Source organism: Demequina litoralis (assembly GCF_030418455.1).
Taxonomy (GTDB): domain Bacteria; phylum Actinomycetota; class Actinomycetes; order Actinomycetales; family Demequinaceae; genus Demequina; species Demequina litoralis.
The window spans coordinates 68,518-82,403 of the sequence record NZ_JAUHPW010000012.1 but is presented as its reverse complement, the minus strand read 5'-3'; the positions used below and the strand labels follow the sequence as shown (position 1 = coordinate 82,403).

Below are 13,886 nucleotides of genomic sequence, written 5' to 3'. Positions count from 1 at the left end.
GCAATCTCGTGAAATCCTGAAACCGCAATCACCGCATCGTCGACGGCAAGGAGGTCCCATGGCGACACTGCGCGACGTCGCGATCGCCGCGGGGGTCTCCCCCGCCACCGCCTCCCGCGCCCTCAGCGCTCCGGACACGGTCTCCGCCACGCGACGCACCAAGGTGCTCGAGGCCGCCGAGCAGCTCGGCTACCAGCCCAACAGGTCCGCGCAGGCGCTGGCCTCGGGCCGGAGCCGGCATCTCGGGCTGGTCGTGCCGGACCTGTCGAACCCGTTCTTCGCGACGGTCGCGAAGGGCGTTCAGGCTCAGGCCCGCGGCACGCGCAACGCCGTCCTCGTCGCCGATACCGATGAGGACCCCCGCATCGAGCACGAGCTCGTCCGCGACCTCCAGACGAGCGTCGACGGACTCGTGCTGTGCTCGCCACGCATGCCGGCCGCTCTCGTCCAGGAGTGCGCCACCCAGGGGCCGATCGTGCTCGTCAACCGGGAGGTCGAGGGGATCCCGTCCGTCACGTTCGACGTCGCGAGCGGCATCCGGCAGGCGCTGCTGCACCTGCGCGCCCTGAGGCACCGCACCGTCGCGTACATCGGCGGGCCCGCGACCTCCTGGTCGGAGGCGCAGCGCCGCACGGTGCTGGGCGAGGTGGAGGGCATCCGCGTGGTCGACATCGGCCATCACCGGCCCGTCTACCCGGCGGGCTTCGCCGCGACCGACCTGGTGCTCGAGTCCGGTGCGACGGCGGTCCTCTGCTACAACGACCTCGTGGCGCTCGGCGTCATGAGCCGGCTGCGTGCGCGCGGCGTGCGCGTCCCCGAGGACATCTCCGTCGTCGGCTTCGACGACATCCCGACGGCCACGTACGTGACCCCGATGCTCACCACCGTGTCGCTGCCGCTCACCCGCGCAGGCCACGAGGCGGTGACCATGCTCGACGCCGCGCTCGCGGAGGACGGCACGACGCCGACGACGGCACCGCTGCCAGTCGAGCTCGTCGTGCGCGAGTCCACCGCGCCGGCCCACGAGTCCCCCTGACCCTCCGAGAGGACCCTCATGACCACGCTCCCCCGGCTCTCCCGCGCGACGCTCGCCACGCTCGCGGATGCCGGTCTCGACCCGGCGGTCCGGCTGCCGGCCTCCGCGACGACCGCGTTGTCCACGGGCATCGTGCATCTCGGCATCGGAGCGTTCCACCGTGCACATCAGGCGGTCTTCACGGAGCGGGCCATCGAGGCGACCGGCGACGACCGGTGGGGCATCCTGGGCGTGACGCAGCGCTCGGCCACGGTGCGCGACCAGCTCCTGCCGCAGGACGGCCTCTACGGCGTGCTCGAGCTCTCCGACCGCGGCGGCGGCGCGCCGCCGCTCGAGCTGATCGGCAGCATCCGCGACGTCGCGTACCCGGCGGAGGAGACCGCACGCGTGCTCGCGACGATCGCGGCGCCGGCCACGCACATCGTCTCGCTCACCGTGACCGAGAAGGGCTACCGGCGGGCCGCCGACGGCGGCCCGGACCTGGCGGATCCCGCGCTGTCCTTCGACCTCGCGGTGCTCGCGCGCGAGATCGACCGTGCCGCCACCGACGACGACGAGCCCTCGCGCAGCGCTGTCGGCCTGCTGGTGCGCGCGCTGGCGCGCCGCTGGCGTGCCGGGGGCGACGCCCTCACGGTCGTCGTCTGCGACAACCTCATGGACAACGGCCCGCAGGTCGAGCGCCTCGTGCATGCGCTCGTCGGGGCCTGCCCCGCCGCGGGCGCGGGCGAGCTGCTCGACTGGATCCGTGCCCGGGTGACCTTCCCGGCGACGATGGTGGACCGCATCGTCCCCGCGACCGCGGACGCGCACCGTCGTGCCGCCGAGCGCGTGCTCGGCGCCACCGACGCGGGCCTCGTCGTCGCCGAGCCGTTCCGCCAGTGGGTGATCGAGGATCGGTTCGCCGGCCCCCGACCCGCATGGGAGCTCGCCGGGGCCACCTTCACGTCCGACGTGGCGCCATACGAGCACGCGAAGCTGCGCCTGCTCAACGGCACCCACTCGTTGCTCGCCTACGCCGGTGCCCTCCGCGGCCACGCGACCATCGCGGAGGCGGTCGCCGACCCCCTCCTGTACGGGCTCGCGCGCACCATGCTCGACGAGGACTCGATCCCGTCGCTCGGCGCGGGCTCCGAGATCGACCTCGAGGCCTACCGCGACTCGGTCCTCGAGCGCTTCGCCAACGCCGCGATCGGCCACACCACGGTGCAGGTCGCGATGGACGGCTCGCAGAAGCTGCCGATCCGGCTCCTCGGCATCGCGCGTGACCGCCTCGCCGTGGGGCAGGCGCCCGAGGCGGTCGCACGTGCCGTCGCGGCGTGGATGCTCTTCGTCCACGCCGCCGCCGCGGGCTCCCTCGAGGTGGCGGGCTCGCCGGTGGGGCTCGACGACCCGGCCGCGCAGGCCCTGGGGCAGGCGGCCGCAGGTTCGATCGACGGCCTCGCCGACCGCATGCTCGACCGCTCAGGGGTCTTCCCCGCCGCGCTCGCGGGCGACGACCGCTGGCGTACGGCCGTGCGCTCGGGAGTCTCGGAGCTCTCCGGCATCGGCGCCGCGACCGCGCGCTGAGACGATGCGCGCAGCGCCGCACGCATGCGGCGACGGCCCGGATCCCGAGGGGGGATCCGGGCCGTCGTCGCCTCAGCGGACGATGCGCGTCACCAGTCGTGGACGGAGCCGTCCAGGCGGCGCGCGACGGGCAGGTACTTGGGGCTGTAGGGGAAGCGCGCGGCGGCCTCGTCGTCGTACTCCACGCCCAGGCCGGGCGCGTCGGAGACGTGGAGGTGGCCGTCGGCGTAGGTGACCCCCGTGCGGAACACCTCGGACACCTGCTCGGGATAGCCCATGTGCTCCTGGATGCCGAAGTTGGGGATCGCGGTGTCGAGGTGGATCGCCGCCGCCTGGCACACCGGCGACAGGTCCGAGGCGCCGTGCGAGCCGGAACGCACCTGGTAGAGCGCCGCGAGGTCGAAGATGCGGCGCAGGTGCGTGATGCCGCCTGCATGCACCACGGTGGTGCGCACGTAGTCGATGAGCTGCGCCGTGATGAGGTGCTGGACGTCCCAGATGCTGGTGAGCGCCTCGCCCACCGCGACCGGGGTGGTGGTGTGCTCGCGGATGAGCCGGAACGCGTCCTGGCTCTCGGCCGGCGTCGGATCCTCCATCCAGAAGAGGCGGACGTCCTCGACCTCCTTGCCGAAGCGCGCCGCCTCGATGGGGGTGAGGCGGTGGTGGACGTCGTGGAGCAGGTGGAAGTCGAAGCCGAACCGCTCGCGCACCGCCCGCAGATACGTGGGCGCGAAGCGCAGGTAGTCCTCGGTGGACCACGGCTGCTCCTCGGGCAGCGACGAGTTGGCGGGCTCGTACCTCCCGTTCTTCTTCACGCCGTAGGTGCCCGCGATGCCGGGGACCGCGGCCTGGGCGCGGATCGCCTGGTAGCCGAGGTCCTGGGCGCGCGCGACGTCGTCGAGCAGCGCCTCGGTGTCCGAGCCCGAGGCGTGGGTGTACACGAGCACGCCGTCGCGCGAGCGCCCGCCGAGCAGCTGGTAGACGGGCAGGCCCGCGACCTTGCCCTTGATGTCCCACAGCGCGGTGTCGACCGCGGCGATCGCGGTCATCGTCACGGGGCCGCGGCGCCAGTAGGCGCCCCGGTAGAGGTACTGCCACATGTCCTCGATGCGCGCGGGGTCGCGCCCGATGAGCAGCGGGACGATGTGGTCCTCGAGGTAGCTCGCGACCGCGAGCTCGCGGCCGTTGAGGGTCGCGTCGCCGAGGCCGGTCACGCCGTCCGAGGTGGTGATGCGCAGGGTGACGAAGTTGCGGCCGGGGCTGGTGATCAGCACCTCGGCCCGCTCGATGGTGGTCACTGCAGGGTCCCTTCGGTGATCGGGGTGGGGTCGGGCAGGAGCGCACGCACCGCGGTCTCGACGCCCCGCAGCTCGGCGAGGCCCTTCATGCGGCCGAGCAGCGTGTACCCGGGGTTGGTGGGGCGGCCGGGCTCCTGGTCGGTGAGGATCCGGTGGCCGTGGTCGGGTCGCATCGGCAGGCGCGGCCCGCCCTCTCGCGCGCGCCGACGCTCCTCGAGGAGCAGCTCGCGGATGACGGCGACCATGTCGACGTCGCCGTCGATGTGGACGGCCTCGTGGAAGCTGCGGGGGTCGGCCTCGCGCCTGGTCGCGCGCAGATGCACGAAGTGGATCCGCGCGGCGAGCTCCCGTGCCATGGCGACCAGGTCGTTGTCCTCGCGCACGCCGTACGAGCCGGTGCAGAAGGTGAGCCCGTTCGCGGGCGACCGGACCGCGTCGAGCAGCCACCGCGCATCGTCCGCCGTGGACATCACGCGCGGGAGGCCGAGCAGCGGCATCGGCGGGTCGTCGGGGTGGATCGCGAGGCGCACGCCCGCCTCCTCGGCCGCCGGGGCGACCGCCGCGACGAAGCCGCGCAGGTGGGTGCGCAGGTCGTCGGCGGAGACGCCGTCGTAGCGGCGCAGGTCCTCGCGCAGCGACGCGAGCGTGTAGGACTCCTCGGCGCCGGGCAGCCCCGCGATGACGGTCCGGACCAGGCGGTCGCGCTCGTCCTGGGACATCGCCGCGTGGCGGGCCTGCGCCGCGGCGAGGTCCGCCTCCGCGTGGTCGGCCTCCGCACCGGGACGGCGGAGCAGGTGCACGTCGAAGACGGCGAGGTCGACGTGGTCGAAGCGCAGCGCCCACGAGCCGTCCGGCAGCACGTACGCGAGGTCCGTGCGGGTCCAGTCGAGGACCGGCATGAAGTTGTAGCAGACCGTGTCGATGCCGCACGCGCCGAGGTTGCGGACCGTCTGCGCCCACGCCTCGACGTGGCGGTCCGCGCCGCGCTCGCCGCTCTTGACGTCCTCGTGGACCGGGATCGACTCGACGACGGACCATGTGAGGCCGGCGGCCTCGATCTCGGCCCTGCGAGCGGCGATCGCCTCGACCGGCCAGACCTCGCCGTTGGGGATCTCGTGGACCGCGGTCACCACCCCGGTGGCACCGGTCTGGCGGACCTGCGCGAGCGTGATCGTGTCGGCCGGGCCGAACCAGCGCCACGTGTGCTCCATGCGCGTCGCACCTCTCCCTCGAGGGTCGTCCCGCGCCGGCGGCGACGGGCCGGGCGGCATCTCCGGCCATGTTGGCATCGTTTGCAATGTGTGTCAAAGCGACGCCCGATCACCCCGCTCGCGCGGCCGTGTGAACGGAGAAAAGCCGGGTGACATCGTTTGCAGTGAATTTGCAGCGACGCGAGTGCGGCGCTACTGTCGAGAGCATCCCGCCCGTGCCATCGAAGGAGCTGACGTGAGCGCGACCATCACCGACGTCGCACGCGCCGCAGGCGTGTCGCCGTCCACCGTCTCGCGCGCCCTCGGCGGCGGCCCCGTGAACGATGCGACCCGCGCGACCATCGTCCGCGTCGCGGAGGAGCTGGGCTACCGCCCCAACCGCGCGGCGCGCGAGCTCATCACCGGCCGCACCGGCACCATCGGCCTCCTGGTCCCCGACCTGGGCAACCCCTACTTCTCGGAGATCATCAAGGGCGCCTCGTCGCGGGCCCGGGCCGGCGCGCTCCCCATCTTCGTGTCCGACACGGACGAGGACGTGGCCCGCGAGCGCGAGGCGATCGCCTCGCTGCGGGCGACCACGGACGGCCTGCTGCTCGTGTCGCCGCGCGGCTCGGACGAGGAGCTCGCGGCGCTCGCCGCGGGCGGCCCGACGGTCGTGGTCAACCGCGAGGTGCCCGGCCTGCCCGCCGTGATCTCCGACGCCGCCTCGGGCATCGCCCAGGCCCTGCAGCACCTGGGAGCGCTCGGGCACACGCGCGTCGCCTACGTCACGGGCCCGCACGGCTCGTGGTCCGACCACCGCCGTCGCGAGGGCCTCGCGTCCGCGACGGGGCTGGGAATCGAGATCGTGCACGTGCCCGCCGCGACGCCGACGTTCCACTCGGGGGTGCTCGCCGCGGACCTGGTGCTCACCACGGGCGCGACCGCGGTGATCGCCTTCAACGACCTCATCGCGATCGGCGTGCTCGACCGGCTCGCGGCGCGCGGCGTGCGCGTGCCGCACGACCTCAGCGTGGTGGGCCACGACGACATCGCGATGGCGTCGATGTGCTCGCCGCACCTCACCACCATCGCCGTGCCCAAGGAGCGCATGGGCTCGATGGCGGCGGACATGCTGCTGCGCACGCTCGACCGGAGGGGCGCGTCGGACGACCGCGACCCGTCCGTGCTGCTCCCCTCGACCCTGATCGTCCGCGACTCGACCGGAGAGGTGAAGGCATGAGCTACCTGGTGAACGAGGGCGGCGTGCTGCTCGCGCGCCGCGGCGGGAAGGCCGCGATCGCGGTGGACCCGCGCGAGGACGGGGCGCTGCTGCGCGCCGTCGGCGACCTCGCCGCCGACCTGACCGACGTCGCCGGCGCCGCGACCACCGTGGCCGGCGGCATCGCGGACGCGCGCATCGTGGTCGCCACGCTCGGCTCGCCCCTCGCCGCCGAGGCGCACGCGGCCGGCGTCGACACCTCGGGCCTGCTCGACGAGGACGGCCGCCCGCGGTGGGAGGGCTACGTCCTGCACGCCGCCGACGACCGGCTGTGGATCGTCGGCACCGACCGCCGCGGCGCGATCTACGGCGTCTACGACCTGTGCGCCGCCATGGGCGTGTCCCCCTGGCGCTGGTTCGCGGACGTGCCGGTGCGCACGCGCGACGAGGTGCGTGTCGCGACCGGCACGCTCGCCTGCGAGCATCCCTCGGTGCGCTACCGCGGCATCTTCATCAACGACGAGGAGGCGCTCGAGGCCTGGGCCCGCGCCCACACCGCGGACGGCACCATCGGGCCCGAGCTGTATGCGCGCGTCTTCGAGCTGCTGCTGCGCCTGCGCGCCAACCACATCTGGCCCGCGATGCACGTCAACCACTTCAACGGCGACCCCCGCAACGGCCGTCTGGCCCAGGACATGGGCATCGTCGTCGGCACGTCCCACTGCGACATGCTGTCCCGCTCGAACGAGAACGAGTGGCGCCCGTGGGTCGAGTCGGTCGGCGAGGACGTCGAGTACGACTACTCGATCCCGGGCCGCAACCGCGAGCTGCTCCAGGACTACTGGCGCGGCGGCATCGACCAGAACCGCGAGTACGAGATGGGCTGGACCGTCGGCATGCGCGGCATCCACGACTCCGGCTTCGTCACCTCGCGCATCGACGACGACCCGTCCCTGTCCCCCGGCGCTCGCGACCGGGCCAAGATGGACCTGCTCGGCCAGATCATCGCCGACCAGCGCGGCATGCTCGACGGCGCGCTCGGCCCCAACGACGGCACGCGGCTGTCGACCTTCGTGCCGTACAAGGAGGTCCTGGGCCTCTACGACGCCGGCATGGCGATCCCCGAGGACGTCACGATCATCTGGGCGGACGACAACTTCGGCTACATCCGCCGCTTCCCCACCGATGAGGAGGCCGCGCGCCCCGGCGGCCAGGGGCTGTACTACCACTCGTCGTACTGGTCGGAGCCGCCGCGCTCCTACCTGTTCATCGGCTCCACGCCGCTCGCGCACATGAAGCTGGAGCTGGGCAAGGCGTGGGACCACGGCATCCGCACCCTGTGGATCGACAACATCGGCTCGCTCAAGCCGCTCGAGCAGGACACCGAGTTCTTCCTCCGCTACGCGTGGGAGGTGGGCAAGGAGTCCACCACGGCCGACGTCACCGCGTTCACCGCCGGGTGGATCGACCAGAACTTCTCCGGCAGCCACGGGTCCGAGGTCGCCGCGATCTACGACGCGTGGGCCCAGGAGGCCAACCAGCGCAAGATCGAGCACCTCCACACGCGGTCGTTCTCGCACACCGCGTACGGGGACGAGGCCGGCCGCCGGCTCGCGACGATGCGCGACCTGTACGACCGCGTCAACGCCGTGATGGCGGCCCTGCCCGAGGCCGAGCGCGACGCCTTCTTCCAGCTCATGGGGATGAAGGTGCACGCGTCCTACCTGGCCTCCGCGAGCTTCGCGTACGCGGACCGCTCGCTGCTCGCGTACGACCAGGGCAAGATGCGCGCGGCCGACCGGTTCCTCGAGATCGCCCGCACGCTCGACGGCCACAAGCGCGCGATGATCCGCCACTACAACACCGTGATGAGCGACGGGAGGTGGGACGGGATCCTCAACCCCGAGAACTTCGCGCCGCCCACCACCGCGCTCTTCCCTGCCGCCCGGCCCGCGCTCGAGATCGGCGCGTCCACCCTCGGCGTCACCGTGTGGGGCGACGATGCGCCCGTCGCCCGCCCGCGCATCGTCCTGTCGCCCGACGGCGCCCCCAAGTGGCTCGAGGTGTTCTCGACCGGCGCCGACGACGTCGACTTCTCCATCGACGGCGACCCGTGGATCGCCGTCGAGGCCCGCGGCGGCACGGTGGGAGCGGAGCGCCGCCTGACCGTCCGGGTGGACGATGCGGCGGCGGCCGGACGCACCGGCACCCTGACCGTGACCGGGCCGGGGTGCGAGGTCGTCGTCGACGTCGTGGCCGAGGCCCGCGCGGACGCGCGGCCCGGCGACCGCGTGGAGTCCGACGGCACCGTGTCGCTGCTGGCCGACGCGCCCTCGCGGATCGCGTCGCACGCGACGAGCGGCTGGGGGACGGTGCCCGTGGTCGGGCGGTTCGGCAACGCCCTCACGACCGCGGTGGGAGCGGCGACCCCGGAGGCCCCGGGTGCGGCGCTCGAGTTCGACGTGCACCTCCGCACGCCCGGCGCGCACCTCCTCGAGCTGCACCGCTTCCCCACGCTCGACTCGACCGGTCGCATCCGCCTCGCGGTGTCCGTCGACGACCACGCCCCGGTCGTGGTCGAGTCGCCCACCACCGACGAGAAGCGCGGCGACTGGTACCAGGTGGTGCTGGAGAACGTCGAACGCCTCGAGCTGCGCCTGCCGTTCCTCGAGGCCGGCCCGCACACGCTCCGCCTGCACGTGGTCGACCGGCACGTCGCGCTGTCGAAGGCCGTCATCTACACGGCAGCCCGGCGCGGCAGCGCGCTGGGACCCCTGCCGTCGCCGGGCGCGGGCACGCCCGTCCCGGCGGCCGATCCTGACCCGCTGGCGATCGACCTCGCGGGCCTCGACGTGGTCGCACGCGACGTCTACCGCGTGACGCCGGTGGACATCGAGCCGCATCCCGCCGTCTACGCCGACTCGCACCACTGGGACGGCAATCCCACGTTCCGCGTGCCGCGACGCATCCCCCAGCCCGTGCTGGGCGCGCCCCGCCACGGGGCCGGTCCGGACGGCCGCAAGGACGTGCGCGCCGCGATCCCTGCGGGCGCGATCGGCGAACACCGCCCCGGCGTGCTCGCGATCCGCGCCGAGCGCGCGCTGCTCGGCTCACCCGACGGCTACGTGACGGCGAGCCTCGACGCGCCGTCCGTCGCATGGCGCCACACGAACGCCGAGACGGATGGTCGCACCGGCCTCGCGATGCACGTCGACGCGCCCTTCCGCCGCTGGACGGACCCGGCCGAGGCGCCCGGCATGCACGTGCGCGTCCGCGTCGAGACGCCCGGCCGCTACCGCGTGTGGATGCTCACCAAGTGCGACAGCCACGACGACGACGGCTGCTTCCTCGCGCTCGACGGCACACCGCAGCCGCTCGAGGAGCAGTTCTGCAAGGGCCGCCTCTACACGTTCGGCACGCAGCAGGTGTGGACGTGGGCGCACCTGTCGGACCTGGAGATCGCGGCGGGCGAGCACACGCTGTCCGTGCTCGCGCACGAGGCGGGCCTGCGGGTCGCGCGCCTCTACCTCACGCAGGGCGACGAGCTGCCGCCGATCGACGCCGAGTGGCCCGAGGACGCGATCGCGCGCTGAACCCGCTACTCCGTGGGCAGCTCGCGCACGAGCTCGACATCGGTCTCGACGAGGCTGGAGAGGTGCGACCAGTCGGTGGTGGCGACGAGGTAGCCGGAGCCCTGGACGATCGCGGTGTCGGTCGAAGCGGCCTCGACGGTCGCGAGGTCGGTCTCGAGGTCCGCGTCGTCGGCGTAGATCCTCAGCGTGGTCTCGACGACGTCGTCGCCGTCGACGTCGCAGGTGTACTCCCAGCCCGCGACGACGCCCTCTCCGGCGACCTTGCCGCCGGCCCAGGTGCCGCCGAAGGCCTCGCAGCCCGTGACGGTGTTGACATCGGCGACGATCGCCGCGACGTTCGGCGCCGCATCGGCGGACGCGCTCGCGCTCGACTCCGCCGCGCTGTCGGTGTCGGCCGCACAGGCGGTCAGGAGGAGGCCGGCGGTGGCGGCGACGAGCGCCGTCTTGGCGCCAGGGGTGATGCGCATGTGCGTTCCTTCGTGTCAGGGCCCGGTCCGGGCAACCGGGACATCGTAGGTCCGCTTCTGACACCCCATGTCAGCCTGAGGTCCCCCCCACCCTCGAGGCACCCCTAGCCTGGGAACGGCACACCCGCGAACGTCCCGAGGAGCAGCATGACCACCCTTCGCCAGCGGATCACCCGCGCGCTGGACGCGCGCTCGCATCGCGGCGTGGCACCGGGGCCGCACGACATCCGGATCGAGCGCGACCTCGAGGTCCCCATGACGGACGGCACGGTGCTGCTCGCCGACCGCATCGTCCCCCTGGAGGCGGATGCGACGCTCCCCACCATCCTCATCCGCGGCCCGTACGGGCGGCGCGGCCCGCTCGCGGACGCGGCGCGGATGCTCGCCTACGAGGGCTACCCGGTGGTGTTCCAGTCGTGCCGCGGCACGTGGGGCTCGGCGGGCACCTTCACGCCGCAGGTCGACGAGCAGCGCGACGGCATCGACACCGTCCGATGGCTGCGGGCACAGCCGTGGTTCACGGGCCGCCTCGTGATGTACGGCCAGAGCTACATGGGCTACACGCAGTGGGCGGTCGCCGGCCGGCTAGCGACGGAGGAGCCCGCGCTCGCGCCGGACGCCCACATCATGCTCATCACGATGCCCGACTTCGGCGCGGTCACGTGGGACAACGGGGCCTTCTCGCTGCGCAACTCGCTCGGCTGGACGCGCATGATGGTGCGGATGCGCAAGGGCGGGCTGGCGCTGCTCGGGCAGGCGCTGCCCGACCGTCGGCTCGCGCGGGCCTTCGACGTCCTTCCGTTGGGTGCGGGCGACCGTGCGGCCGCGGGCGAGACGGTCCACTGGTACCAGGACTGGCTGCGTCACGAGAGCCTCGCGGACGAGTACTGGACGCAGCAGTCGCACACCGCGTCGGTGACCGACGTCACCGCGCCGATCGCGATGGTGACGGGCTGGTACGACATCTTCCTGCCGTGGCAGCTGCGCAGCCACCGACGGCTCGTCGCGGCGGGCAACGCGCCGCGGCTCACGCTCGGGCCGTGGGGCCACGTCTCCCCCGGCCTCAACGCGCCCGCGCACCTCGACACGCTCGACCTGCTGCGCTCGACCTTCTCGGACGAGCCGTCCACTCGCGCGAGCCTGGTCCGGGCCTTCCAGACCGGCGCCGAGGCGTGGCACGACCTGGAGGAGTGGCCGCCCGCCGATGCGGTGCCGCAGGCCTGGTTCCTGCACCCGGACGGCACGTTCGGGACCGGCAGCCCCCGCGGCGGGACCACGGCCTACGACTACGACCCCCAGGAGCCGACGCCCGCGGTCGGCGGCCCGAGCCTCAACCCCGACAGCGGCCCGGTCGACAACGCCGCGCACGAGTCGCGCGCGGACGTCGCGGTGTTCCGCGGCGCGACGCTCGCGGCGCCCTTGGACGTCGCCGGCGAGCCCGTCGCGCGCATCCGGGTGCGCGCGACCGCGCCGAGCGTCGACGTCTTCGTGCGGCTCACGGACGTGCACCCCGACGGCCGCTCCATGACCGTCTGCGACGGGATCCGACGCGTGGGCTCGGTGGCGACCGCCGCATCGGACCCCGAGCCGGACGCCGACGGGTTCCGGGAGGTCGAGGTGCGCCTGTGGCCCACGTTCCACCGGTTCCTACCGGGCCACCGCGTGAGCGTCCAGGTCTCCTCCGGCGCGCACCCGCGCTACTCCCGCAACCCCGGCACGGGCGAGCGGGCGCTCACCGCGGAGGAGACCGTCGTGGCGCACGTGGAGCTCTCGCATGAGGGCCCGCACGCCTCGCGTCTCGAGCTGCCGGTGCGAGACGCGGCACGCGACGCGTCGGGCTCCCCCGCGTCCGGCGAGGGAGCCTGACAGGGCGCCGCATCCCTAGATCGCGGGCCCCTCGATGAGGGTGACGGTCGCGGCCTGGGCCGCCCCGGCCGCGTCGGTCCAGCCGATCGTGACGGAGTCGCCCGGCTCGTACGTGTCGAGCAGCGCGGCGAGCTCCGAGCCGCTCGCGACCGCGGTGCCGTCGACGTCCGTGACCACGTCTCCCGCCGCGAGGCCCGCGTCCGCGGCCGGGGTACCGGCGTAGACGTACTGCACCTCGGCACCCTCGGTCGTGGAGGCCTGCGCGGCGCGCCCGCCGGGGCCGAAGGCGAACTGCTGGTCGCTCGCGATCGCGACACCGAGCATCGCCGGGTAGCCGAGGGTGACGCCGTCGGACTCGTCGCCGGCCTGGATCTGCGCGACGATCGCGAGCGCGTCCTCGATGGGGATCGCGAAGGCGGTGGTGACGGCGGTGCCGGTGGACGCCGCGGTGGTCATGCCGATCACCTCGCCCTCGTCGTCGAGCAGCGCGCCGCCCGAGTCGCCTCCGACCACGTCGGCGGAGAACTCGATCATGCCGTCGAGGGTCTCGCTCGCGGTCGTGAAGTCGGCCGACGTGGTGACCGACGACTCGAGCGCGGTCACCGAGCCGTCCGCCGCCATGAGCACGCCGCCGCCCTCGGCGTTGCCCACCGCGGTGACGTCGTCGCCCGCGGTGACGCCGTCGTCGTCGACCGTCACTGTGGTGAGGCCCGAGGCGCCGTCGAGCTGGAGCAGCGCGACGTCGTCCGCATCGTCCACGCCCACCACGGTCGCCGCGTACGTCTCGCCCGTGTCCGCGATGGTGACGGAGATCTCGGTCGAGTCCTCGATGACGTGGTTGTTGGTGAGGACCAGGCCGTCGCTCGTCAGCACCATGCCGGTGCCGGCCGCCTCGGCGTCGTCGTAGCCGAGCACCGTGTCGATGAGCACGATGCCGGTCGCCTCGGTGTCGCTCGCGGCGGTCGCCTCCTCCTGGGTGGCTGCCGCCGCGCCGGACGATGCGCCGCCGCCCGCCGTCGACCCGTCGCCGGGCCAGGTGCCGCCGGACGGGAGGCGGGCCGCGCCGCCAGGCACGGCGGGGAGAGCCGACGTGTCCCCGAGGCTCGCGGGCGCATCGGCCTCGAGCGCGGCGGCCCCGGCCGTCGTCGTGGACGTCGTGGGACTCACCGCGGTGGTGGTCAGGCCCGTCGCGACGGCGCCGAGCACGAGCGCGGAGGCCGCGGCCGCGACGGCCGCGTGGCGTCCGCGGAAGCGCCTCCGCGGCGGGGCCTCGGGCTCCGGCTCGATCGTCACCGGTGCGGCAGGTGCGGGCGTCTCGTCGCTCATCGTGTCCTCCTCGGGATGCTGTCCTGATACCACTCCACTCGGGCAGACCGGGAGGAGGCTCGGAGGATTCCGGGAGTTCGCGAAGAACGAGGGCGGACGGCGCCGTCAGAGCGCGGGCGAGGGTGCGGCGGGCGCGCGACGCGGCGGCCGCCTGGGCGACTCCTCGCCAGGCTGGGGGGCAACTGGCGAGGAGCCGCGTGACCACGTTATGGGCGCCCGTGCACATCGCCCCGCAGGCCGTGGCACGTGTCGCGCAGTGTGACGAACTCCGCACGAATCACGCGTCGAGCGGGGCGTCTGCCGCCCGAACGATGCGCGAGAA

The 13,886-nt window shown here is 73.6% G+C and carries 9 protein-coding genes; 5 read left to right on the top strand and 4 right to left on the bottom strand.

The window, feature by feature from the left end; genetic code table 11:
- The first annotated feature begins 58 nt into the window (after window positions 1-58).
- Together QQX09_RS13520 and QQX09_RS13515 are read left to right on the top strand one after the other, a co-directional pair.
- Complete coding sequence (locus QQX09_RS13520) at window positions 59-1,036, top strand: LacI family DNA-binding transcriptional regulator (protein WP_301135693.1); 978 nt, start codon at window positions 59-61, stop codon at window positions 1,034-1,036.
- 18 nt (window positions 1,037-1,054) lie between these two features.
- Window positions 1,055-2,602, top strand: a complete 1,548-nt coding sequence (locus QQX09_RS13515) for a mannitol dehydrogenase family protein (RefSeq protein ID WP_301135691.1) — start codon at window positions 1,055-1,057, stop codon at window positions 2,600-2,602.
- An 89-nt stretch (window positions 2,603-2,691) separates the two neighbouring features.
- On the opposite strand, the gene manD is transcribed toward QQX09_RS13515, so the two are convergent.
- A complete protein-coding gene (gene manD / locus QQX09_RS13510) occupies window positions 2,692-3,900 on the bottom strand; it encodes a D-mannonate dehydratase ManD (RefSeq protein ID WP_301135688.1) in 1,209 nt (402 codons plus the stop codon).
- Window positions 3,897-5,111 carry a mannonate dehydratase gene (uxuA, locus tag QQX09_RS13505; RefSeq protein WP_301135685.1) on the bottom strand — a complete coding sequence of 405 codons (1,215 nt, stop codon included), beginning with the start codon at window positions 5,109-5,111 and terminating at the stop codon, window positions 3,897-3,899. The genes manD and uxuA overlap by 4 nt, the downstream gene beginning before the upstream one ends.
- 235 nt (window positions 5,112-5,346) lie before the next feature.
- On the opposite strand from uxuA, the gene QQX09_RS13500 reads away from it, so the two are divergent.
- Entirely contained in the window at window positions 5,347-6,333 is a 987-nt protein-coding gene (locus tag QQX09_RS13500; RefSeq protein ID WP_301135682.1) for a LacI family DNA-binding transcriptional regulator, read from the top strand.
- Entirely contained in the window at window positions 6,330-9,905 is a 3,576-nt protein-coding gene (locus QQX09_RS13495) for a glycosyl hydrolase 115 family protein (protein ID WP_301135679.1), read from the top strand. The genes QQX09_RS13500 and QQX09_RS13495 overlap by 4 nt, the downstream gene beginning before the upstream one ends.
- 5 nt (window positions 9,906-9,910) lie before the next feature.
- On the opposite strand, the gene QQX09_RS13490 is transcribed toward QQX09_RS13495, so the two are convergent.
- The gene (locus QQX09_RS13490; RefSeq protein WP_301135676.1) at window positions 9,911-10,372 is read right to left on the bottom strand and encodes a hypothetical protein; all 462 of its coding nucleotides are present in this window, start codon (window positions 10,370-10,372) and stop codon (window positions 9,911-9,913) included.
- Window positions 10,373-10,519: 147 nt separating this feature from the next.
- Between QQX09_RS13490 and QQX09_RS13485 the strand changes: the two genes are divergently transcribed.
- A complete protein-coding gene (locus QQX09_RS13485) occupies window positions 10,520-12,238 on the top strand; it encodes a CocE/NonD family hydrolase (RefSeq protein WP_301135673.1) in 1,719 nt (572 codons plus the stop codon).
- A gap of 15 nt (window positions 12,239-12,253) precedes the next feature.
- On the opposite strand, the gene QQX09_RS13480 is transcribed toward QQX09_RS13485, so the two are convergent.
- Entirely contained in the window at window positions 12,254-13,564 is a 1,311-nt protein-coding gene (locus tag QQX09_RS13480) for a S1C family serine protease (RefSeq protein WP_301135671.1), read from the bottom strand.
- Window positions 13,565-13,886: the final 322 nt, after the last annotated feature.